Source organism: Macrococcoides caseolyticum (assembly GCF_002902665.1).
GTDB lineage: Bacteria > Bacillota > Bacilli > Staphylococcales > Staphylococcaceae > Macrococcoides > Macrococcoides caseolyticum.
The window spans coordinates 29488-51954 of sequence record NZ_PPRM01000117.1 but is presented as its reverse complement, the minus strand read 5'-3'; the positions used below and the strand labels follow the sequence as shown (position 1 = coordinate 51954).

The following is a 22467-nucleotide window of genomic DNA, read 5'->3' as shown; positions in this document are numbered from 1 at the left end:
TAAGCTCTCTAGCGCCGATGGTAGTTGGTCTTACGATCCGCGAGAGTAGGACGTTGCCGGGCAATATATAGATGGATGCGATGAGCCGCACATTGGGGACCTGTTAGGTCTCTTTTTTTTATACAAAAAAGTAACTGCATTTTCATGTAGTTACTTTTATTTATTGTAGATTTAATTTTTAAGTCGTTTAATAACAGAAGAAATTTCATCGTCTTCGATACTTCCAAATCCGATAATATACTGATTTTTATAACTTGTTTTTTCTCCAGAATAGTAATCATCTATCGTATTAATTGCGATACTATCTTTATTGATAACTTCTGTCGTCTCGAGTACGAAGTGCATACCCGCATCACTGCCAGTTATATTGCTTTGCTTAAAGGTCTCTTTAACAGACTGAAGTACAAGCTCTAATTTCTTCTTATATTCCTTTCTCATTCTGTTAATATTCCGTTCAAATTCACCATCTTTCATAAATGCAGCGATCATATATTGAATATGTCTTGGTACAGTATTATTCGGCTTTGACATCGATTTATACAACTCCAGCAGTTTATCAGGCAGTACTAAATAGGCACATCTGATACTTGGGAAGATAGATTTTGAGAATGTACTCATATATATTACACGTTCATTGCTCATACCTTGTAATGCAGCGAGAGGCCTTCCTTTATATCTAAATTCACTATCATAATCATCTTCAATAATGTAGCGATTTTGTTTTTGTTTAGACCAATTAATCAGTTCGGTTCTGCGCTTTGCACTGAGTAAGACACCTGTTGGGAACTGATGACTTGGTGTAACGTGCACAATTTCAACATTTTCAGGAAGTGATGAAGCTATGAGCCCTTCTTCATCAACATCGATATACTGATAGTGTTTATGTTCACTTTGTAATACTTTTCTAATGAGTGGATAACCAGGATTTTCTAATATATATGAGCTGTTACCTAATATTTTAGTAAGGAGTGTAAACAGCTGTTCTGTAGAACTACCGATAATGATTTGATAGTTTTCACAGTTCACTCCGCGAGAGTGGTATAGATAGCGCCTAATTTCATTGCGTAATATTTCTTCCCCCTGAATATCACCACGTTCTAACAAATGATACTGATCTTGTTCAAATGCATCTCGTGCGTATTTTCTGAATTTGTGAAATGGAAATGATTTAATGTGACTGTCTTCTATCTTAAGAGATAATTGTCTTTGCTTATGATGATAATCTGGTATGTCTGCTTTACTTTCTGGTGCTATATTTATCGTCTGAATATCTTCTACAAAGAAACCTACTTTTGGTACTGAATATATATATCCTTCATCAAGTAATTGCTGATATGCGATTTCGATTGTCGTCCCACTTAAGTTCAGGTGTGTACTGAGTTTACGTTTCGAAGGAAGTTTTTCTTTATGTTTTAATTTCCCAGATAAGATATCTCTTTTTATGTTTTCATATAATTGCGTATATAAATATTTTTGATCACTGAATTTGTATGTAAGTATCTCCATGAAACTGACCCCTTTATTTTATTGATAACTGATACTTTTATAATATCAGAAACTATTATACATTAGTAATTGTAGTGTAAATCCAGAATATGAGGTGTATATTAATGAGTAAAATCGTAGGATCAGATAAAGTTAAACGTGGTATGGCAGAAATGCAAAAAGGCGGCGTTATTATGGATGTTGTCAACGCTGAACAAGCAAAAATTGCTGAAGCTGCAGGTGCAGTAGCAGTAATGGCATTAGAACGTGTTCCTAGTGATATTCGTGCAGCAGGTGGCGTTGCTCGTATGGCTGACCCCCGTATCGTTGAAGAGGTAATGAATGCTGTATCTATTCCTATTATGGCAAAAGGTCGTATCGGTCATATTACTGAAGCACGTGTATTAGAAGCAATGGGTGTTGACTATATCGACGAATCAGAAGTATTAACACCAGCAGATGAGGAATTCCACTTAAAGAAAGATGAATTTACAGTACCTTTCGTTTGTGGATGCCGTGATTTAGGAGAAGCAGCACGTCGTATTGGCGAAGGTGCAGCGATGTTACGTACGAAAGGTGAGCCTGGCACAGGAAATATCGTTGAAGCTGTGCGTCACTTACGTAAAGTAAATGCACAAGTACGTAAACTAACTGTTATGAATGATGATGAAATTATGACGGAAGCAAAACTTTTAGGGGCACCATATGAAGTATTAAAAGAAATTAAAGCTTTAGGTAAGTTACCAGTTGTAAACTTTGCTGCAGGCGGTGTTGCTACACCAGCGGATGCGGCATTAATGATGGAACTTGGAGCAGATGGTGTATTCGTTGGTTCTGGTATCTTCAAATCAGAATCACCAGAAAAATTTGCGAAAGCAATCGTTCAAGCAACAACACATTATCAAGACTATAAATTAATCGGTGAACTTTCTAAAGAGTTAGGTGCAGCGATGAAAGGTTTAGATATTAATAAACTTTCTTTAGAAGAAAGAATGCAGGAACGTGGCTGGTAATATGAAGATAGGTGTATTAGCACTGCAAGGTGCTGTAAGAGAGCATATTCATCATATTGAACTAGCAGGTCACACGGGGATACCTGTAAAACGTGTGGAACAACTAGCGGATATTGATGGATTAGTATTGCCCGGTGGAGAGTCGACAACGATGCGCCGTCTGATGGATCTATATGGCTTTACTGAAGCGTTACGCCAAAGTGAGCTACCAATGTATGGCACATGCGCAGGATTAATCTTACTTGCAAATGATATCGTCGGTTATGAGCAAGGTCATTTAAGGAAGATAGATATTATAGTTGAACGTAATTCATTTGGACGTCAAGTCGATAGCTTTGAAGCTAATATTGATGTTAAGGGTATTGAAGATCAAGTAGATGCAGTCTTTATCCGTGCACCCCATATTGTGTCAGTAGGACCAGGTGTTGAAGTATTAAGTTCGGTAGAAGATAAGATGGTAGCCGTGAAGCAAGGGAAATATCTTGGTATATCTTTTCACCCGGAGCTTACAGAAGATTATAAGATAATGAAATATTTTATTGAAGAAATGGTAACGAAATAATATTTTTATGAGAAGACACCAATTATACAATTGGAGTCTTCTTATTTTGATACAATTTATATGCATGATATAATCTATCATTATAGAAAAAGGAGCTTCTTACATGAAAGACTTATCATTAAAACAAGCAATCGAATCACGTCATTCAATAAAAGAGTTTAATCCAGAAATCACAATTCCTCATGAAACGATGGAAGAAATGATTACATTAGCAACGAAGGCACCATCGTCTTTAAATTTGCAGCCTTGGAGATTTGTTGTAGTAGAATCCAATGAAGCGAAAGCAGCAATCAGAGATCATGTTCATTTTAATACCCGTCAATTAGATACGAGCTCAGCTTTTGTACTTGTATTATCGGATAATAACCATAAAAATGACTTAGATAGAATTATGCAGCAAAATGTAAAAGAAGGATATATGGATCAAAATATAAAAGATGAAAATACGAAGTTAATTCAACAGCTTCTCGATCAGACGCCAGATGAATTTATGCATACTCAAGGAATGATGGATTCTGCCATGGCAGCAATGCAGTTTATGCTTGTCGCAAAAGATTATGGCTTTGATACAAATCCAATTGGTGGTTTTGACAGAGGAGCGGTATTACAAGCGTTAAATATTGACGGAGGACGATACACACCTGTAATGTTCATCGCAATTGGAATTGCAGCTAAAGAACATTATCCATCTTCAAGACATGATGTATCAGAAATATTGACATATAATTAATTAGAGACGAATTTTGTAAGAAAAAATCAACATTATTATAAAAAAGAGTGGACTGTTTATGAAACAGTCCACTTATCTTTTATATAAAGAAACCTGCAATTGTTGCTGAAATGAATGATACAAGTGTAGCGCCGTATAATAATTTCAGACCGAATCTAGCGACCACATCACCTTGCTTATCATTAAGTGATTTAATAGCACCTGCGATAATACCGATAGATGAGAAGTTAGCAAAAGATACTAAGAATACAGAAACGATTCCGACCGCATGTTCTGATAATTCGCCAGTCTTTCCTTTAACAATAGACTGAATATCTAGCATTGCGACAAATTCATTCGAAACGAGTTTTGTAGCCATAATAGATCCTGCACGCACCGCATCGTCCCAAGCGATTCCTGTTAAGAATGCAAGAGGTGCAAACAAATACCCAAGTATAGTCTGAAAGTTCATTTCGCCTGGTGTAAATGCATCAACAATACCATTAAGCATTGCAATTAAGGCGATATAACCGATTAACATTGCTGCAACGATAATAGCAACTTTAAATCCATCAAGAATATATTCGCCAAGCATCTCGAAGAATGATTGTTTCTTTTCATCTTCAGTCATGATCACCGCATCTTCTTCTTCAGCCGATACTCCATAAGGATTGATGATTGAAGCGATAATAAATCCACCAAATAGATTAAGTACGATGGCTGTAACAACAAATCTTGGTTCAATCATCTGAAAGTATGCTCCGACAATTGATAATGAAACAGTAGACATTGCTGAAGCTGTTAAAGTATACAGTCTATGCTTCGGTATAAATGGTAGTTGTTTCTTTAATGAAATGAATACTTCTGATTGACCAAGAATTGCTGCAGCTACTGCATTGAAGGATTCAAGTTTACCCATGCCGTTTACTTTTGAAATAACTAAGCCTAAATATTTGATGATGAAAGGTAAGATTTTTAAATATTGAAGAATACCTATTAATGCTGAAATAAAAGTGATTGGTAACAATACATCAAAGAAAAATGAATTAGCTACGCCATCATTTTTAACACCTGGGAATACAAAGTATACACCTTCTGCTGCATACTTAAGTAAATAACCAAATCCGGTTGCTAGTTGTGTAACGAGCCAAATCCCAGCTGTTGTTTTTAGCAAGACGAAAGCAAGTATAAATTGAATTACAAGCATGATACCAATATATTGCCATCTTACACCTTTTTTATCCGAACTCATGATCCATGCGAGAGACAAGAAGATAATAAGTCCGATAATACCTATTATAAAGTTCATAATATCGCTCCTTTTAATATTAATTTTAACTATACATATCATACTATATAATTTATGAAAGCGCTAAACAAATTTTAATTTCATTTTGAACATATGTTCAAATATGAAAGATAAACATATTGTTTGCACTAAATGACAAATCAAAATATAATAAAGTCAAAGAAGGTCAAAGGTGGGTGATGTCATGCACAATATGTCGGATATAATTGAACAATATCTAAAGCAACTGCTTGAAGAAGCGACAGATGACGTCGTGGAAATTAAGCGTGCCCATATTGCAGAGAAGTTTGATTGTGTACCTTCACAGTTAAATTATGTCATTAAAACAAGGTTTACAAATGAACATGGTTATCAAATCGAAAGTAAACGTGGTGGCGGTGGCTATATCCGTATTACAAAGATTGAATCAAACGATAAGTCAGCTTTTTTAAATCATCTTAAAAAGCTTACAGGGAAGCAGGTTTCACAGCAAAATGCTGAACGTATTATTGCCGGTCTATATGATAACGAATTGATTACATTAAGAGAGAAGAAGTTGATTATGTCAGCGATCCATAGAGATACTTTAATGATGGAAGTACCGTACCGTGATTATATTAGAGCGAATATATTACAAAATGTACTTGCCATCATCCAATACAACTAGGAGGTACAGTATGGCTTATGAAGAAGAATTTTCGATGAATCAGCTATTGAAACATTTACTTAATAGCGGAGAATTTCAAACACATCCTGATAAATGTCCTAACTGTGGTCTTTCACTAAGAGAGGCGTTGCATATCGGTAAGTTCGGTTGTAGTGAATGTTACGACGCATTTAGTCAGTATGTCCCTCAAGTAATAGAGAGAGTTCAAGCGGGTAATTTGGAACATGTCGGACAGCAACCTTTTAAGTCTCAAGAAAAGATTGCACTCAAAAAGCGTATTGAAGCACTGGAAGAAAAACTACAGCAATTAATAGAAGTACAAAACTTTGAAGAAGCTGTAAATGTAAGAGACGAAATAAAAGTATTAAAGGAAGGTGGTGATACTCATGTTGAGTAAACACCTTCAAAGTGAACTTAGTGACTGGATGCAAAGTGGTAAAGATGAACCGGTCATCTTGAGTTCTAGAATCAGATTGGCACGTAATTTAGAAGGCTTTGTGCATCCGATGATGTTTAATGAGGGAGATGCAGAACGCGTTATTGAAGCGGTAGGGAATGTGCTTCATGATTATGAAGAAATAAAGATGAGTACAATATCTGAACGAGAGCGCTTAATGCTTGTCGCAAAACATTTGATGAGTAAAGAATTATTGGATAATAACGGTGGTGCTGTCTATATTAACGATGATGAATCAGAAAGCATAATGGTAAATGAGGAAGATCATATCAGAATACAGGTGCTTGGTAAAGATCTATCTCTTCAGAAGTTATATATGCGTGCTCAAGGTATTGATAAGCTTTTAGATGAAAAGCTAACAATGGCCTTTGATGAGCATTATGGATATTTAACAACATGTCCTACTAATATAGGAACAGGTCTACGTGCTAGTGTAATGCTCCATTTACCAGGACTTTCTATTATGAATCGTATGAATAGAATCGCTCAAGCTATCAATCGTTTTGGTTTTACGATTCGTGGTATATATGGAGAAGGGACACAAGCATTAGGTCATATATACCAAGTATCTAATCAGCTGACGCTCGGTAAAGATGAAGAAAGTATTATTGAAGATCTTCAGCAAGTTGTTGAACAGATTATTGAGGAAGAACTCAATATGCGTAAACGAATGAATAATTACGATCATATTGAAACCATTGATAGAATTTATCGTAGTTTAGGTATTTTGAAATACAGCCGTAAGATTTCGGTAGAAGAAGCCAGCCTTCGTCTAAGTGAAGTGAAGCTTGGAATTGACATGGATATCATCGATATTCCGTTTAGATTTAATGAACTTATGGTAGCAATTCAAGCACCTTTTTTAGATACTGTATATGATACACAAGGCACAATAGAAGAAAAAAGAGCAGAGATGCTACGTACGCATCTATAAGGAGGAATTATATTGTTTGGTAGATTAACAGAACGTGCTCAAAGAGTACTTGCACATGCACAAGAAGAAGCAATTCGTTTAAATCACAACAACATTGGAACAGAACATTTATTGTTAGGCCTTGTAAAAGAGCCTGATGGTATCGCTGCAAAAGTCTTAGCGGCTTACAATATCACAGAAGATAAAGTTGTATCTGAAGTAGAACAACTTATCGGTCACGGCACAGACATGGGTGGCACAATACAATATACGCCACGTGCAAAGAAGGTAATCGAATTATCACTTGATGAAGCACGTAAATTAAACCATAATTTCGTAGGAACAGAGCATATTCTGCTTGGTTTAATCCGAGAAAACGAAGGTGTTGCAGCACGCGTGCTAGCGAACCTTGACTTAAATATTACAAAAGCAAGATCTCAAGTTGTAAAGTTACTTGGTAGTCCTGAAATGGCAGGCAAAGATGCGAATGCTTCAAAATCACAAAATACACCGACACTTGATGAACTTGCGCGTGATTTAACAGTCATTGCAAAAGATGGCACACTTGATCCAGTGATTGGACGTAGCGCTGAAATTACACGTGTTATTGAAGTGTTGAGTCGTCGTACAAAAAATAATCCTGTGCTTATTGGCGAACCTGGTGTAGGTAAAACAGCGATTGTAGAAGGGTTAGCACAAGCAATTATCAATAATGAAGTGCCAGAAACATTAAAAGGAAAACGTGTGATGAGTTTAGATATGGGTACTGTGGTTGCAGGCACTAAATATCGAGGTGAATTCGAAGAGCGTCTTAAGAAGGTGATGGAAGAAATTCATCAGGCAGGTAATATTATCTTATTCATCGATGAGTTACACACTTTAATTGGAGCCGGGGGTGCTGAAGGAGCGATTGATGCTTCTAACATATTAAAACCTGCACTTGCACGTGGTGAGCTACAATGTATTGGTGCAACAACGTTAGAGGAGTATCGTAAATATATAGAGAAAGACGCAGCCCTTGAGCGTCGATTCCAGCCTGTTCAAGTCGATCAACCGAATGTAGAAGATGCAATAGAAATATTGAAAGGGTTGCGCGATCGCTATGAAGCACATCACAGAATCAAAATTTCTGATGAAGCACTTGTAGCGGCAGTTAAGATGAGTGATCGTTACATTTCAGATCGCTTCTTACCAGATAAAGCGATAGATCTAATCGATGAAGCAGGTTCTAAAGTACGCTTACGAAATTATACAACACCACCAAGCTTAAAAGAGCTTGAAGCGGAATTAGAAAAAGTGAAAAATGAAAAAGATGCTGCAGTACATTCTCAGGAGTTTGAACAAGCGGCAAGTTTACGTGATAAACAAACGCAGCTTGAGAAAAAGTTAGAAGAAACTAAAAAGGAATGGCAAAAAACACAAGGTTCAAATAATACTTCAGTGACTGAAGATGACATTGCCAATGTTGTAGCACAATGGACAGGTATTCCGATTGCTAAAATTGCAGAAACTGAATCTCAAAAGCTGTTGAACCTGGAAGAAATTCTGCATAATCGTGTCATTGGTCAGTCAGATGCCGTATCATCTATTTCTAAAGCTGTGCGTCGTGCACGTGCTGGTCTTAAAGATCCAAAGCGTCCGATTGGAAGCTTTATCTTCTTAGGACCTACTGGTGTAGGTAAAACAGAACTTGCAAAAGCACTAGCAGAAGCAATGTTTGGTGAAGAGGATGCGATGATTCGCGTAGATATGAGTGAGTTTATGGAGAAACATAGTGTGTCACGTATGGTAGGTTCTCCTCCAGGATATGTAGGGCATGATGATGGCGGTCAATTAACGGAAAAGGTACGTCGTAAACCTTATTCAGTTATCTTATTTGATGAAATTGAAAAGGCACATCCAGATGTCTTTAACATTCTGTTACAAGTACTCGATGATGGACGTCTTACAGACTCAAAAGGTCGTACAGTAGATTTCAGAAATACGGTTATTATCATGACGAGTAACGTCGGAGCTCAAGAAATTAAAGATAATAAATTTGTTGGTTTCGGCGGGCAGACTGCAGCTCAGGATTATGAAACTATCCGTAAAACGATGATGGATGAACTCAAGAAACAATTCCGTCCAGAGTTTTTAAACCGAATTGATGATATTATCGTGTTCCACAAATTGGAGAAAGATCATTTGAAAGAAATTGTTACGTTAATGGTTGAAGGTCTTGCAAACAGACTGAAAGAACAAGATATCCATATTTCATTGACAGATGCAGCAAAAGAGAAAATTGCGGATGAAGGCTATGATCCTGAATACGGAGCAAGACCACTTGCTAGAGCAATTCAAAAGCACATTGAAGATCAGTTATCTGAAGAACTATTAAAAGGTGAAGAATTAACTGGACATCATATTAATATAGATTATGTGGATGATGCATTTAAAATTGATAAAGCAAGAGCATAGTGGATGAGTAGTAACATAATTTTAGCTTAGCAATCTTAATTAATAGCGGTATAGAAACTACTATAATCAAACCCGAATAGTGCTGAAAATAAAGAACATTTTCTGAGCACCATTCGGGTTTTTACTTATGGTAGAACACTTGTGTACTGACTTTTTTGTTATAATTGTTTAATTAGTTAAAAAGTTTTAAAATAAATACATACATAATGAGGAGGAATCGCTTTGGCAAAGGTGAAAAGTACATTTGAATGTATGGCCTGTGGTTATCAGTCACCGAAATGGATGGGAAAATGTCCGAATTGTGGTGCATGGAATCAAATGGAAGAAGTTATTGAACATAAACAGAAGGGTCCTAAAAATGCGATTTCTGAATCACAAAGTGATAATAAAGTTGAAAAACTAAAAGATATAACGAAAGAAAGTGTTCCTCGTGATCACACGCAGATGAAGGAACTAGATCGTGTACTTGGAGGAGGAATCGTTCCCGGTTCATTGATACTTATCGGCGGAGACCCAGGGATTGGGAAATCCACATTACTACTACAAGTTTGTGCAATGCTTTCACAAAACCATCCCGTACTTTATATTTCTGGAGAGGAATCGGTAAGACAAACGAAACTACGTGCCGATCGTCTATTAGAGGATGCAGGGGAGCTTGATGTCTATGCAGAAACCAACCTTCAGATTATTCACGAAACGGTAAAACGATCGAAACCGAAATTTTTAGTTATCGATTCAATTCAAACAATATTTCATCCAGAGGTTACAAGTGCACCTGGTTCTGTATCGCAAGTTAGAGAATGTACACAAGAGTTAATGCGTATCGCAAAGCAGATGAACATTGCAACATTTATCGTAGGGCACGTAACAAAAGAAGGACAAATTGCAGGTCCAAGGCTACTAGAACATATGGTTGATACAGTTCTTTACTTTGAAGGAGACACTCATCACAGCTACAGAATATTACGCGCGGTGAAGAATCGTTTTGGTTCGACAAATGAAATGGGTATATTTGAAATGAAGAATACAGGCCTTAAAGAAGTCCTGAATCCTTCAGAAATGTTCCTTGAAGAACGTACAAAAAATGTAGCAGGTTCAACTATCGTTGCAACGATGGAAGGCACGCGTCCATTACTAGTTGAAGTTCAGTCACTTGTAACGCCGACATCTTTTCATAATCCAAGAAGAATGGCATCAGGTGTCGACCATAATCGACTGAACCTATTGATGGCTGTACTAGAGAAAAAACAAGGATATTTATTACAGCAACAGGATGCATATGTGAAAGTTGCGGGTGGTGTAAAACTTGATGAACCTGCTGTTGATTTAAGTGTTATCGTAAGCATCGCTTCAAGCTATAATGATAAACCGACACGAGGCGATGACTGTTTTATCGGAGAAGTCGGTCTGACTGGTGAAGTGAGACGTGTTGCACGTATTGAACAACGTGTACAAGAAGCTGAAAAACTCGGTTTTAAACGTGTCATCATCCCAAAAAATAATATTGGTGGCTGGGATTTCCCCGGAAATATTGAAGTGATTGGTGTAACAAATATTAACGAAGCATTAAAAATGGCATTTTAAGGAGGTGTATAGATGTTAAGAAAGCTTGTTTTATTAATATTTTTCGTTGTAGGTGCTTCAGCAGGTATCTTCTTGATACCTGAGCTTGTTGGACTGTTTGATTTTAAAGTTCCTGATATATTATCTAACCCATATATCGATGGGGCCGTAGGTATCGCTGTCTTTTTTCTTTTATTTTACTGGCTTGTCGATCGTGTTGTGGCTTTAATTATAAGAGGTGAGAAACTCCTCCTTAAGATCAATTTTATTGATTTGATTATCGCAACTTTTGGTATGATTATTGGTCTGATGATTGCTTCAATGATCAGTTTAATCTTTAACTTTATGGGGTTTCCTTTTCTTAAGAATACGGTACCGATTATTTTAGCAGTTGTATTAGGATATTTAGGTTTTCAAGTGGGTATTCAAAAACGTGGTGAGATATTAAGTTTCTTGCCTGAACGTTTTCAGCCTAATAAGAGAAAATCATTCGATTTCCCAAAACTATTAGATACTTCTGCAATTATCGATGGGCGTATTTTATCAATTGTGAAATGTGGTTTTTTAGATGGTACGATTGTAGTGCCTCAAGGTGTGCTAGATGAATTACAATTAATAGCTGACTCGACAGATGGAATAAAGAGAGATAAGGGACAACGTGGATTAGATATATTAAGTGAACTGCAAGAGACAGGACATCCTGTGAATATTATTCCGGGGAATAAGAATATTAAAGAAGTGGACCAGTTGCTTGTTACGATGGCGAAAGACATGAAAGCTAGTGTGATTACTACAGATTTCAATTTGAATAAAGTCTGCCAAGTGCAAGGTATCCAAGTGCTGAATGTAAATGATCTGTCAGAAGCAATAAAACCTATTGTCGCTCAAGGAGATAAGATGTTATTGAACGTCACGAAATCAGGAAAAGAAGAAGATCAAGGTGTGGGCTACATGGAAGACGGTACGATGGTTGTTGTAGAACATGGTAAAAAGTTTATCAACAAACAAATTCAAGTAGAAGTGCAATCAATATTGCAGACATCTTCAGGGCGAATTATTTTTACGAAGAAAGTGAATGACTAATATGTATGATGTAATTATTCCCGCGGCCGGTATGGGGAAAAGAATGCAGGCTGATAAAAATAAAATTCTATTACAACTACATAGTAAATCGATTCTTGAACATACACTTGAAACATTTCAGAGCGATGACAATTGTCGTGCAATTCATTTAGCAGGTCAAAAAGACGAATTGGAAATGCTTAAAGCAATGTCTCTAGCTTATAACAAGATAGAAGTAGTAACAGCAGGGGGGAGCGAAAGGCAGTATAGCATCTATAATGTTCTCAAAGCTATTCAGCCGTGCGAGTATGTGTTTGTACATGATGCAGCGAGACCTTTTGTTACACAAGAAACATTGTATAGGTTATATACAAAAGTCCAACAAAATAAAAGCGTTGTTGCCGCTGTTAAAGTGAAAGATACGATTAAGCGTGTGATTGATTTTCAAGTAGAAGAAACATTAAATAGAGAAGAGCTTTGGCAGATTCAAACACCACAAGCATTCAGCTATCATTTATTACTTGAAGCATATAATAAAGCAGATGAAGATGACTTTTTAGGTACTGACGATGCATCGCTTGTTGAACGATTATACCCGGTTAACATCGTTGAAAGTGATTATGATAACATTAAGATTACAACGCCTGAAGATATGTTCTTTGCGGAAGCAATACTGAAGAAAAGAGGGATTTGATGAGAATTGGATATGGATATGATGTACACCAATTAGTCGAAGGTCGAACTTTGATCATCGGCGGCATTGAACTAGAACACGATAAAGGATTACTGGGTCATAGTGATGCCGACGTATTACTGCATGCGATTACAGATGCAATCTTAGGTGCTGTCTCTCTTGGTGACATCGGCAAATTTTTTCCGGATGATGATCCGAAGTACAAAGGTGTGGATTCTAAGATTTTATTAAAAGAGGCATACCAGCATGTTCTTAAATTAGGATATGAAATAGGGAATTTAGATGCGACAATTATTGCAGAAAAACCGAAATTTCGTCCACATATCGATGCTATGCGAGAGTCGATTGCGAATGTCTTAAATACAGACATTTTCAATGTGAACGTCAAAGCGACAACGAACGAGAAGATGGGTTATTTAGGACGACAAGAAGGTATACAGGCACAAGCTGTGGTATTATTATTAAAAACAAACTAATTAATGGAGTGAACAAAATGAGTAAAGTAAGAGTAAGGTATGCACCAAGTCCAACAGGGTTCTTACATATTGGGAATGCGCGTACAGCATTATTTAACTATTTATTTGCTAGACATAACGGTGGAGATTTTATTATCCGAATTGAAGATACAGATACTGCGCGCAACGTAGAAGGTGGAGAAGCAAGCCAGTTAAAGTTCTTACAATGGTTAGGGATAGACTGGGATGAATCAATTGATAAAGATGGAGGTTTTGGTCCATATCGTCAATCTGAGCGTGCTGATATTTATAATCCAATTATCGAGAAATTATTAGCTGAAGACAAAGCTTATCGATGCTATATGACTGCTGAAGAATTAGAAGCAGAACGTGAAGCACAACTTGCGCGTGGAGAGATGCCAAGATATGGTGGGAAGCATGCGCATTTAAAGAAAGAAGAAGAAGAGGCGCTAATCGCTGAAGGTAGACAACCTGCAATTCGTATCCGTGTCCCGAAAGATAAGGTATATACGTTTAACGATATGGTTAAAGGAGAAGTTTCATTTGACTCTAATGGCATTGGCGATTGGGTTATTGTTAAGAAAGATGGTATCCCGACATATAACTTTGCAGTAGCAATCGATGATCACTTTATGGAGATCACTCATGTTATTCGCGGTGATGACCATATTTCAAACACACCGAAGCAAATGATGGTCTATGAAGCGTTAGGATACGAAATTCCGACGTTTGGTCATATGACGTTGATCGTGAATGAAGACCGTAAGAAATTATCTAAACGTGATGGTTCGATCATTCAGTTTATCGAACAATACCACGACCTTGGATACTTACCAGAAGCATTATTTAATTTTATCGGACTGCTCGGCTGGTCCCCAGAAGGTGAAGAGGAAATCTTTACAAAAGAACAATTCATTGAAATGTTTGATGAGAAACGTCTAAGCAAATCACCAGCATTCTTTGATAAACAAAAACTAGCGTGGATCAACAACCAGTATATGAAAATGAAAGATCTAGATACTGTATTTGAAATGACGTTACCACATATGAAAAAAGCTGAACTTGTTTCTGAGCAACCGACAGATGAAGAACTCGCATGGGCAAAAGCTTTAGTTGGATTATATCAGGAGCAGATGAGTTACGCTGGTGAGATTGTTGAACTAAGCGAACTTTTCTTCCGTGATGAAATTGAACTTGGAGAAGCAGAGTCTGAAGTCGTAAATGGAGAACAAGTCCCTGAACTTGCTCAAAGTTTGGTAGGTCAGTTAGAAGCATTAGATACATTTGATGCGGCCAGTATTAAAGGAGCAATTAAATCTGTACAGAAAGAAACGGGTATAAAAGGGAAGAATTTATTTATGCCGATTCGTGTTATGACAACAGGACAAATGCATGGGCCAGAATTACCAAACACATTAGAATTGCTCGGTAAAGAAAAAGTAATAGCGCGTGTTCAAAAGTACGTGAAATAAAATCGTTGAAAAATTATCACTATCCTTTATAATCAAGGTATGAGACTAAGTAAGTCTTCAATTTATCTTTTAGAGAGTATTCGGCTGGTGGAAGAATACGATAAATAGATGACTGAATGCACCTCATGCATGAAATTGAATATAATATGAGTGAATAGATGCTATCTATTAATAAGAGTGGAACCGTGCTGAAGCACCTCTGTAATAAGAGGTGCTTCTTTTTAGTTAGGGGGGAGGATACCGTTGTTTAAACGTATTAAAGATGATATTGCGATGGTTTTTGAACAGGATCCGGCAGCGAGAAGTAGTATTGAGGTATTTTTGACATATTCGGGGTTACATGCAGTTTGGTGGCATTTGATTGCCCATTGGTTCTTCAATCGCAGAATGTACTTTATTGCACGAAGTATCAGTCAGATTTCAAGATTCTTCTCTGGAATTGAGATTCATCCAGGTGCAAAGATAGGAAGGCGTTTATTTATTGACCATGGTATGGGGATTGTCATTGGTGAAACGTGTACGATTGGTGATAACGTTACAATTTATCAAGGAGTAACGCTTGGTGGTACGGGTAAAGAACGTGGGAAACGTCATCCTGATATAGGAGATAACGTATTAATTGCAGCTGGGGCTAAGGTGCTGGGAAATATACAGATTGGAAATAATGTAAATATTGGAGCGAATTCTGTTGTTCTGAAATGCGTTCCCGATTATTCTACTGTTGTAGGAATACCGGGACGTATTGTAAGGCAAAATGGGGTCAAGGTGAAAGTCGGTAAGTCGTTTGAACATACGAATTTGCCCGACCCGGTATATGAAAAATTAAAAGAACTAGAACGTCATATAGAGGCGTCAAGAAATGGAGAGATTCAGGATGATTACGTTATATAATACATTGACTAGAAGTAAAGAAAAGTTTGTACCCATTGAAGAAGGAAGAGTAAAAATGTATGTATGTGGACCGACTGTCTACAATTATATTCATATCGGAAATGCACGTCCGGCTATCAGTTTTGATGTGGTACGCCGTTATTTTGAATATCGAGGGTATGAGGTTGATTATGTCTCTAACTTCACCGATGTAGACGATAAGCTGATTAAAGCGGCAAATGAACTTGGAGAGACGGTGCCAGAGATCGCAGACCGTTTTATTGAAGCATACTTTGAGGACACACATGCTTTAAACTGTAAGACTGCAACACATCACCCACGTGTAATGGATCATATGGAGGACATTATTGAATTTATCGATGAATTAATCAAGAAAGGATACGCTTATGAAAGTGGTGGCGATGTATATTTCAGAACACGTAAGTTTGAAGGATATGGTAAGCTTAGCCACCAGTCAATTGATGAACTTAAAGTAGGTGCACGTATCCAGGCAGGGGAGCTCAAAGATGATGCGCTTGATTTTGCGTTATGGAAAACAGCAAAGCCAGGAGAAATCAGCTGGCAGTCACCTTGGGGAGAAGGACGACCGGGATGGCATATTGAATGTTCTGTAATGGCAAAGAAACATTTAGGAGATTCTATCGATATCCATGCTGGAGGAAGTGATTTAACATTCCCGCACCATGAAAATGAAATTGCACAATCAGAAGCGCACAACGACACGACTTTTGCTAATTATTGGCTACACAATGGATTTATTAATATAGACAATGAGAAAATGAGTAAATCTTTAGGAAACTTCATTCTTGTACATGACATTATTAAAGAAATTGATCCGAATGTATTACGTTTCTTTATGATCAGTGTCCACTACAGAAACCCTATCAACTATAATATGGAGCTTGTTGCTAGCGCTAAAGCAGGGCTTGAGCGTATTCAAAATGCGTACCAGGCGATGAAAGAACGTCAGGCAATATCGGTGGATGTTGTAGATCATGCTGAAACAATCCTTGTGATTGATAACATATTGAAACAATTTGAAACTGCCATGGATGATGATTTCAATACTGCTAATGCGATTACTGCATGGTATGAACTTGCGAAACAGGCTAATATATATAACCAGAATTCATCTACAGATTTAAAAGTCATTAATCGATTTATCGAAGTGTTTGAAGTTTTTAGTGAAGTCTTGGGTGTGAAACTGGATACAAGCGATACATTGCTAGATGAAGAGGTTGAACGATTAATTGAAGAGCGTCAAGAAGCTAGGAAGAATAAAGATTTTAAACGTGCAGATGAGATTCGTGATGCATTAAAGGCACAAAATATTATTCTTGAAGATACGGCTCAAGGTGTGAGGTATAAACGTGGTTAATCAGGCAAGTTTATATAATCCGTTGACGCTTGCATATTTAGGTGATGCAGTTCTGGATTTATATATACGCAATTACATTGTACGTGAAAAAAATCGTAAACCAAATGAACTGCATCGATATGCGACATTCTTCGTTTCTGCTAAGAGTCAGTCTCAGACATTTGATGCGCTTGTTGAGGACAATTTTTTTACAACGAAAGAAATGGACATATTAATGCGTGGACGTAACGCTAAGAGTCATACAAAAGCAAAAAATACAGACGTCGTAACTTACAAAAAAAGTACGGGATTAGAAGCGGTCATCGGATACTTGCATTTGAATGAAGATAAAGAAAGGCTCGATGCACTGCTTAACGAAATCATATCACTGTGTGAAAAGAGGGGTAAAGATGAAAACAATTGATGAGATAATCGTAGGCAGGCATGCTGTAAAAAGCGCTGTAACTTCAGATCATGAAATCAATAAAGTATTAATTCAAGAAGGTATTAATAAATCTCAAATCAGCAATCTTTTGAATCTGTGTAAAGAAAAAAAGATTGTCGTTCAAACAGTTCCTAAATCAAAACTAGATCATTTATCAGATGTTCCGCATCAAGGGGTACTTGCAATGATATCTCCTTATGAGTATACGGAACTTGAAGATTTTCTGAGCAATAAAGCGTCTGATAAGTTAAGTACAATTATGATATTAGATGGACTGGAGGACCCACACAACTTAGGATCAATTATTAGAACTGCCGATGCTATTGGTATAGATGGCATCATGATACCAAAGCGCCGTTCTGTAAGTCTGAATCAAACGGTTGTCAAAGCTTCTACAGGCGCAGTGGAGCATGTGCCGGTAATGCGAGTGAATAATATTAATCAGGCAATTGATAAATTAAAGGATGCGGGTTACTGGGTAGCGGGAACGGATGCCAAGCAATCAGTGGACTATCGCAAAATGACTGCTGATATAGATTTAGCAATCGTTATTGGTTCAGAAGGTGAAGGGATGAGCCGATTGGTGAAAGAGAAATGCGACTTCTTGATTCATTTGCCGATGGTGGGTCATGTTAACAGTTTAAATGCTTCTGTTGCGGCAAGTTTACTGATGTACGAAGTATATCGTAAAAGGAATCCAATAGACTGATGAAAGAATTTTATACAATTATAGACGGCTATAATGTAATAGGGCAAAGTCGTTATCTATCCGCCATTGCATTGGACTCACTAGAAGAAGCACGTGTGAAGTTATTACTGGAACTTGCGAATTATAATGCTAGGATTGAAGATGATGTCATCGTGGTCTTCGATGCGTATGATGTAAAGTCTCATGAACATGAAGAAATATTCCATGGTATTCGTGTGATTTATTCTAAAGAGAATGAGACCGCGGATGCAGTGATTGAGCGTTTAACTTTTGAGTTATATAAAAAGCATATTACAACGATTAAAGTCGTAACGAGTGATATGTCAGAACAGCATGCAATCTTTGGTAGCGGTGCACTACGCATACCATCACGAGAATTTATTGCGAATCTTGAAGAAGAAAAAATAATGGTGGAAAAAGATATGAGACAGATGCATGAAGTAAAACCAAGGACTAGAATCGTGCTAGATGAAGAAACCTTGCAAAAGTTAGAGCGTATAAGAAGAGGAAAACATTAATTTCTTGAGTAAAAACTATTGTTTGTAATAATCTTTAAAACGATTTACGCTATAGTTAAAAACTAGAGGGGCATCATGCTTAAAACATACTTAACACTATGTGAACAATCTTCTCCTTACGCTGTAATGACTTTAAAAGAAATTGTGTATGAAATACAAAATGGAAATCTGGATTATTTTGAGGCTTTAGTTGTGCGTATGCAAAATGGGATAGAAGTTTATATTAGAAAGTATTACTATATTGAACGCTCTATAGTCTATCAGCAATGTTTAATAACATTGTATGAAACAGCACTGAACTACAAGAAAGAGCGCAATGATTCTTTCGAACGCTATTACTATCATATGCTAAAATTCGCATTGTTAAATATGATGAAACAAAATAAAGGCGTACGTGATATAGAAGAAATCAGTATTGATATGGTAGACCGTTATAATCGCCCCGTTGCTGAACATATTATCGATGTCAATGCATTAAGGCCAGAAGTCATGAGTGAGTACCACGCATTAACGGACGCACTTACGCCAGTAAACTTAAAACTTAGCCTGCTTGAAAGCAAAGTTTTAGGCTATGTACAAGAAGGATTATCCATCAAGGCGATGGCGCTATTAGAAGACGAGTCTATAAAAACGATTCAAAATGCAATTGTAAGACTAAAACGTAAAATTAGAAAACATTTACTGGATGATGGAGACGTTTGACAAAGTTTAAGATAATTTGTATATTTAACTAGGATTATAACAAAATGATGCACAGTATAATAAGTAAATATAAATAAAAATATATCGGATGTTCACGTTCGGTATATTTTTTATCATTCAATAAAATTGGAGGCAAGACCAGATGGAAAATAAAGAAAACTTTTTTCAAGGTGTAGTTTCTGAGATGAAAAAGACGACTTGGCCTACGGGACAAGAAGTTGTAAGAGACACATCGATTGTTGTAGCGACAGTTATCTTCTTTATCATTTTCTTTTTCCTTATCGATATGGGGATTACAGAATTAATTCGATTAATTAAATAAGGAGGCATATTAAATGTCTGAGGAAAGTAAAAAACACTGGTATGCAGTTCATACATACTCAGGATATGAAAACAAAGTTAAGGACAATTTAGAAAAGCGTCTTGAATCAATGAACATGCAAGACCAAATTTTTCGTGTTGTGATTCCAGAAGAGGAAGAAACAACAATTAAAGATGGAAAGAAGAAAACGAGCCTCAAAAAGACGTTTCCTGGATATGTGCTCGTAGAACTTGTGATGACGGATGAATCATGGTATGTCGTACGTAATACTCCGGGAGTTACAGGTTTTGTAGGTTCGGCTGGCGCTGGATCTAAACCAAATCCATTATTGCCTGAAGAAGCGAAATTTATCTTGAAATCTATGGGTATGAATGAAAAGACAATCGATGTCGAGATTGAACTTGGTGAACAAGTACGTGTTACAAGTGGGCCGTTCACGAATCAAGTTGGTGAAGTAAAAGAAATCGATGCGGAGAAGTATAAATTAACAGTGCTCGTTGATATGTTTGGACGAGAAACACCTGTTGAAGTTGAATTTGATCAGATTGAAAAATTATAATATTTATTTTATAAATAAATGTAAATTTTCACTTGCCAAAATGGGTTTAAAGTGGTAAAATTTTATAGTCGTGCAAATGCACGTATATGAGTGGGAGGGTAAATATCATACCCTGTGACCACATCACGATATCAAGGAGGTGCACATCGTGGCTAAAAAAGTAATCAAAGTTGTTAAATTACAAATCCCTGCAGGGAAAGCGAATCCAGCACCACCAGTTGGTCCAGCATTAGGTCAAGCGGGTGTAAACATTATGGGATTCTGTAAAGAATTTAACGCACGTACACAAGAACAAGCAGGTTTAATTATTCCGGTTGAAATTTCTGTATTTGAAGACCGTTCATTTACATTTATCACTAAAACACCACCTGCAGCAGTATTACTTAAGAAAGCAGCTAAAATTGAGAAAGGTTCTGGTGAACCAAACAAAAATAAAGTTGCTACAGTAACTGAAGATCAAGTACGTGAAATCGCTGAAGCTAAAATGGAAGATTTAAATGCAGCAAGCGTAGAAGCGGCAATGAGAATTGTTGCTGGTACTGCTCGTAGTATGGGTGTAGAAATTAAATAATAGAATTAAGATTTAAGCAGACGTTAACTCGTCTGCTCTTGCATTGTATATAGCAATGCCCGTGGGAGGAAATTCCGCTAAAACCACTATAAGGAGGAAATGAACAATGGCTAAAAAAGGTAAAAAATATCAAGAAGCCGCTCAAAAAGTTGATAGCACAAAATTCTACTCTGTAGAAGAAGCAATCAAACTTGCGAAAGAAACGAGCACTGTTAATTTTGATGCATCTGTTGAAGTTGCATTCCGTCTAGGAATTGACGTGCGTAAAAACGATCAGCAAATCCGTGGAGCTGTAGTACTTCCAAATGGTACTGGTAAAACTCAACGTGTATTAGTATTTGCTAAAGGTGAGAAATTAAAAGAAGCTGAAGCAGCAGGTGCTGACTTCGTTGGTGATTCAGAATACATCAATAAAATTAACCAAGGATGGTTCGATTTTGATGTTATCGTTGCAACTCCAGATATGATGGGAGAAGTTGGTAAACTTGGTCGTGTGCTTGGACCTAAAGGTTTAATGCCAAACCCTAAAACTGGAACAGTTACTATGGACGTAACGAAAGCAGTTCAAGAAATCAAAGCTGGTAAAGTAGAATACCGTGCTGAGAAATCTGGTATCGTTCATGCTGCAATTGGTAAAGTATCATTTGATGCTGATAAATTAGTTGAAAACTTTAACACACTTAAAGATGTTTTAGCTAAAGCTAAACCAGCTTCATCTAAAGGTACTTACTTCAAAACAGTTGCTGTAACAACAACTATGGGCCCTGGTATTAAAATCGACCCATCAGAAGTAAGAAACTAATTTTTAAAAACAATTGACAAGATTCAAGTTTCACGATATAGTGTAATTTGTATTTTATAAATAACCTAAGACAGTAGGGGCGTTAAGCTTAATAATCCTACCGAGGTGAAATTTGACTTGAACATTTCAAGCACTTTTTGCCATGGGTGAAAAGTGCTTTTTTAATATTCTTATTAGAAAAGCACGAAAATCTTAATGGAGGTGTCACAATGAGTACAAAAGCGATCGAAATCAAACAACAAAAAGCTGACGTGATTACTGAACAGTTAAAAAATTCAGTATCAACAATCATCGTTGACTACCGTGGTTTAACAGTTGCGCAAGTAACTGAACTACGTAAACAACTTCGTGAAGCTGGCGTTGAATTCAAAGTATATAAAAACACTTTAGTTCGTCGTTCTGCTGCTGCTGCTGGAATTGAAGGAATTGATGAATTCTTAACAGGTCCAAATGCTATCGCGTTCTCAACTGAGGAAGTTGTTGCTCCAGCTAAAATTATCGCTGACTTCGCTAAAGAAAACGAAGCGTTAGAAATTAAAGCTGGTATCATCGAAGGAACTGTAACGTCTGCTGAAGATGTTAAAGCTATTGCATCTTTACCATCAAAAGAAGGACTTATTTCTATGGTTCTTTCAGTATTACAAGCTCCAATCCGCAACTTCGCATATGCAGTTAAAGCGGTTGGTGAGCAACAAGGCGGAGAAGAAACTGCTGCTGAAGAAGCGTAAGCTCTTGAAACAAGTTTCATAAAAACTAATTAAAATTTAAATGGA

General features: G+C 36.9%; 25 protein-coding genes and 1 other annotated feature. Of the genes, 23 read left to right on the top strand and 2 right to left on the bottom strand.

Annotated elements, in window-relative coordinates; translation table 11 throughout:
- Window positions 1-171 precede the first annotated feature (171 nt).
- Window positions 172-1506: a MocR-like pyridoxine biosynthesis transcription factor PdxR gene (gene pdxR / locus CD152_RS11580; RefSeq protein ID WP_103214810.1), complete on the bottom strand. Its 1335-nt coding sequence runs from the start codon at window positions 1504-1506 to the stop codon at window positions 172-174.
- 104 nt (window positions 1507-1610) lie between these two features.
- Here pdxR and pdxS point away from each other — a divergent pair, with 104 nt between their 5' ends.
- The 3 genes from pdxS to CD152_RS11565 all read left to right on the top strand — a co-directional run bounded on the left by pdxS (window position 1611) and on the right by CD152_RS11565 (window position 3790).
- Complete coding sequence (pdxS, locus tag CD152_RS11575) at window positions 1611-2498, top strand: pyridoxal 5'-phosphate synthase lyase subunit PdxS (protein WP_103214809.1); 888 nt, start codon at window positions 1611-1613, stop codon at window positions 2496-2498.
- A gap of 1 nt (window position 2499) precedes the next feature.
- Window positions 2500-3060, top strand: a complete 561-nt coding sequence (gene pdxT / locus CD152_RS11570; protein ID WP_101057584.1) for a pyridoxal 5'-phosphate synthase glutaminase subunit PdxT — start codon at window positions 2500-2502, stop codon at window positions 3058-3060.
- A 103-nt stretch (window positions 3061-3163) separates the two neighbouring features.
- Window positions 3164-3790, top strand: coding sequence for a nitroreductase family protein (locus CD152_RS11565; protein ID WP_101035791.1), 627 nt, complete (start codon window positions 3164-3166; stop codon window positions 3788-3790).
- A gap of 79 nt (window positions 3791-3869) precedes the next feature.
- Here the strand turns inward: CD152_RS11565 and CD152_RS11560 are convergent, their stop codons facing one another.
- Window positions 3870-5078, bottom strand: a complete 1209-nt coding sequence (locus CD152_RS11560; protein ID WP_103214808.1) for a NupC/NupG family nucleoside CNT transporter — start codon at window positions 5076-5078, stop codon at window positions 3870-3872.
- A 184-nt stretch (window positions 5079-5262) separates the two neighbouring features.
- Between CD152_RS11560 and CD152_RS11555 the strand changes: the two genes are divergently transcribed.
- The 20 genes from CD152_RS11555 to rplJ all read left to right on the top strand — a co-directional run bounded on the left by CD152_RS11555 (window position 5263) and on the right by rplJ (window position 22422).
- Window positions 5263-5724 carry a CtsR family transcriptional regulator gene (locus CD152_RS11555; protein ID WP_101141334.1) on the top strand — a complete coding sequence of 154 codons (462 nt, stop codon included), beginning with the start codon at window positions 5263-5265 and terminating at the stop codon, window positions 5722-5724.
- A 10-nt stretch (window positions 5725-5734) separates the two neighbouring features.
- Complete coding sequence (locus CD152_RS11550; protein ID WP_015912387.1) at window positions 5735-6121, top strand: UvrB/UvrC motif-containing protein; 387 nt, start codon at window positions 5735-5737, stop codon at window positions 6119-6121.
- Window positions 6111-7115 carry a protein arginine kinase gene (locus tag CD152_RS11545; protein WP_101141331.1) on the top strand — a complete coding sequence of 335 codons (1005 nt, stop codon included), beginning with the start codon at window positions 6111-6113 and terminating at the stop codon, window positions 7113-7115. Before CD152_RS11550 ends, CD152_RS11545 begins: the two co-directional genes overlap by 11 nt.
- Window positions 7116-7124: 9 nt before the next feature.
- Window positions 7125-9551: an ATP-dependent Clp protease ATP-binding subunit gene (locus CD152_RS11540; RefSeq protein ID WP_101141329.1), complete on the top strand. Its 2427-nt coding sequence runs from the start codon at window positions 7125-7127 to the stop codon at window positions 9549-9551.
- Window positions 9552-9773: 222 nt separating this feature from the next.
- A complete protein-coding gene (gene radA, locus CD152_RS11535) occupies window positions 9774-11135 on the top strand; it encodes a DNA repair protein RadA (RefSeq protein ID WP_015912383.1) in 1362 nt (453 codons plus the stop codon).
- 12 nt (window positions 11136-11147) lie between these two features.
- On the top strand, window positions 11148-12197 hold the full coding sequence (locus CD152_RS11530; RefSeq protein WP_101141328.1) for a PIN/TRAM domain-containing protein: 1050 nt from the start codon (window positions 11148-11150) through the stop codon (window positions 12195-12197).
- Window positions 12190-12870, top strand: a complete 681-nt coding sequence (gene ispD / locus CD152_RS11525) for a 2-C-methyl-D-erythritol 4-phosphate cytidylyltransferase (protein ID WP_086039305.1) — start codon at window positions 12190-12192, stop codon at window positions 12868-12870. Before CD152_RS11530 ends, ispD begins: the two co-directional genes overlap by 8 nt.
- Window positions 12867-13346 carry a 2-C-methyl-D-erythritol 2,4-cyclodiphosphate synthase gene (gene ispF, locus CD152_RS11520; RefSeq protein ID WP_086039304.1) on the top strand — a complete coding sequence of 160 codons (480 nt, stop codon included), beginning with the start codon at window positions 12867-12869 and terminating at the stop codon, window positions 13344-13346. The genes ispD and ispF overlap by 4 nt, the downstream gene beginning before the upstream one ends.
- 17 nt (window positions 13347-13363) lie before the next feature.
- Entirely contained in the window at window positions 13364-14818 is a 1455-nt protein-coding gene (gene gltX / locus CD152_RS11515; RefSeq protein ID WP_103214807.1) for a glutamate--tRNA ligase, read from the top strand.
- Window positions 14819-15055: 237 nt separating this feature from the next.
- Window positions 15056-15709 (top strand): serine O-acetyltransferase, encoded by a 654-nt coding sequence (cysE, locus tag CD152_RS11510; RefSeq protein WP_101038220.1) that lies wholly within the window; start codon window positions 15056-15058, stop codon window positions 15707-15709.
- Window positions 15693-17087 (top strand): cysteine--tRNA ligase, encoded by a 1395-nt coding sequence (gene cysS, locus CD152_RS11505; RefSeq protein ID WP_101141324.1) that lies wholly within the window; start codon window positions 15693-15695, stop codon window positions 17085-17087. Before cysE ends, cysS begins: the two co-directional genes overlap by 17 nt.
- Complete coding sequence (locus CD152_RS11500) at window positions 17080-17490, top strand: Mini-ribonuclease 3 (RefSeq protein ID WP_101141322.1); 411 nt, start codon at window positions 17080-17082, stop codon at window positions 17488-17490. The genes cysS and CD152_RS11500 overlap by 8 nt, the downstream gene beginning before the upstream one ends.
- Window positions 17477-18220, top strand: coding sequence for a 23S rRNA (guanosine(2251)-2'-O)-methyltransferase RlmB (gene rlmB / locus CD152_RS11495; protein WP_101141320.1), 744 nt, complete (start codon window positions 17477-17479; stop codon window positions 18218-18220). The genes CD152_RS11500 and rlmB overlap by 14 nt, the downstream gene beginning before the upstream one ends.
- Complete coding sequence (locus CD152_RS11490; RefSeq protein ID WP_101141318.1) at window positions 18220-18738, top strand: NYN domain-containing protein; 519 nt, start codon at window positions 18220-18222, stop codon at window positions 18736-18738. The genes rlmB and CD152_RS11490 overlap by 1 nt, the downstream gene beginning before the upstream one ends.
- A 75-nt stretch (window positions 18739-18813) precedes the next feature.
- Window positions 18814-19440 carry a hypothetical protein gene (locus CD152_RS11485; RefSeq protein WP_103214806.1) on the top strand — a complete coding sequence of 209 codons (627 nt, stop codon included), beginning with the start codon at window positions 18814-18816 and terminating at the stop codon, window positions 19438-19440.
- 142 nt (window positions 19441-19582) lie between these two features.
- A complete protein-coding gene (gene secE, locus CD152_RS11480) occupies window positions 19583-19762 on the top strand; it encodes a preprotein translocase subunit SecE (protein ID WP_086039301.1) in 180 nt (59 codons plus the stop codon).
- Between the two features lie 13 nt (window positions 19763-19775).
- On the top strand, window positions 19776-20321 hold the full coding sequence (gene nusG / locus CD152_RS11475; RefSeq protein ID WP_015912371.1) for a transcription termination/antitermination protein NusG: 546 nt from the start codon (window positions 19776-19778) through the stop codon (window positions 20319-20321).
- A gap of 148 nt (window positions 20322-20469) precedes the next feature.
- Window positions 20470-20892, top strand: coding sequence for a 50S ribosomal protein L11 (gene rplK / locus CD152_RS11470; protein WP_041636217.1), 423 nt, complete (start codon window positions 20470-20472; stop codon window positions 20890-20892).
- Between the two features lie 106 nt (window positions 20893-20998).
- The gene (gene rplA, locus CD152_RS11465; RefSeq protein ID WP_015912369.1) at window positions 20999-21694 is read left to right on the top strand and encodes a 50S ribosomal protein L1; all 696 of its coding nucleotides are present in this window, start codon (window positions 20999-21001) and stop codon (window positions 21692-21694) included.
- A 46-nt stretch (window positions 21695-21740) separates the two neighbouring features.
- Window positions 21741-21866: a sequence feature (ribosomal protein L10 leader region), on the top strand.
- A 37-nt stretch (window positions 21867-21903) separates the two neighbouring features.
- Window positions 21904-22422 carry a 50S ribosomal protein L10 gene (rplJ, locus tag CD152_RS11460; protein ID WP_015912368.1) on the top strand — a complete coding sequence of 173 codons (519 nt, stop codon included), beginning with the start codon at window positions 21904-21906 and terminating at the stop codon, window positions 22420-22422.
- Window positions 22423-22467: the final 45 nt, after the last annotated feature.

Coding starts and splice junctions, on each gene's coding strand:
- pdxR (WP_103214810.1), bottom strand. CDS start 1,506: ATGGAGATACTTACATACAAATTCAGTGATCAAAAATATTTATATACG.
- pdxS (WP_103214809.1), top strand. CDS start 1,611: ATGAGTAAAATCGTAGGATCAGATAAAGTTAAACGTGGTATGGCAGAA.
- pdxT (WP_101057584.1), top strand. CDS start 2,500: ATGAAGATAGGTGTATTAGCACTGCAAGGTGCTGTAAGAGAGCATATT.
- CD152_RS11565 (WP_101035791.1), top strand. CDS start 3,164: ATGAAAGACTTATCATTAAAACAAGCAATCGAATCACGTCATTCAATA.
- CD152_RS11560 (WP_103214808.1), bottom strand. CDS start 5,078: ATGAACTTTATAATAGGTATTATCGGACTTATTATCTTCTTGTCTCTC.
- CD152_RS11555 (WP_101141334.1), top strand. CDS start 5,263: ATGCACAATATGTCGGATATAATTGAACAATATCTAAAGCAACTGCTT.
- CD152_RS11550 (WP_015912387.1), top strand. CDS start 5,735: ATGGCTTATGAAGAAGAATTTTCGATGAATCAGCTATTGAAACATTTA.
- CD152_RS11545 (WP_101141331.1), top strand. CDS start 6,111: ATGTTGAGTAAACACCTTCAAAGTGAACTTAGTGACTGGATGCAAAGT.
- CD152_RS11530 (WP_101141328.1), top strand. CDS start 11,148: ATGTTAAGAAAGCTTGTTTTATTAATATTTTTCGTTGTAGGTGCTTCA.
- ispD (WP_086039305.1), top strand. CDS start 12,190: ATGACTAATATGTATGATGTAATTATTCCCGCGGCCGGTATGGGGAAA.
- gltX (WP_103214807.1), top strand. CDS start 13,364: ATGAGTAAAGTAAGAGTAAGGTATGCACCAAGTCCAACAGGGTTCTTA.
- cysS (WP_101141324.1), top strand. CDS start 15,693: ATGATTACGTTATATAATACATTGACTAGAAGTAAAGAAAAGTTTGTA.
- rlmB (WP_101141320.1), top strand. CDS start 17,477: ATGAAAACAATTGATGAGATAATCGTAGGCAGGCATGCTGTAAAAAGC.
- CD152_RS11490 (WP_101141318.1), top strand. CDS start 18,220: ATGAAAGAATTTTATACAATTATAGACGGCTATAATGTAATAGGGCAA.
- CD152_RS11485 (WP_103214806.1), top strand. CDS start 18,814: ATGCTTAAAACATACTTAACACTATGTGAACAATCTTCTCCTTACGCT.
- secE (WP_086039301.1), top strand. CDS start 19,583: ATGGAAAATAAAGAAAACTTTTTTCAAGGTGTAGTTTCTGAGATGAAA.
- nusG (WP_015912371.1), top strand. CDS start 19,776: ATGTCTGAGGAAAGTAAAAAACACTGGTATGCAGTTCATACATACTCA.
- rplA (WP_015912369.1), top strand. CDS start 20,999: ATGGCTAAAAAAGGTAAAAAATATCAAGAAGCCGCTCAAAAAGTTGAT.
- rplJ (WP_015912368.1), top strand. CDS start 21,904: ATGAGTACAAAAGCGATCGAAATCAAACAACAAAAAGCTGACGTGATT.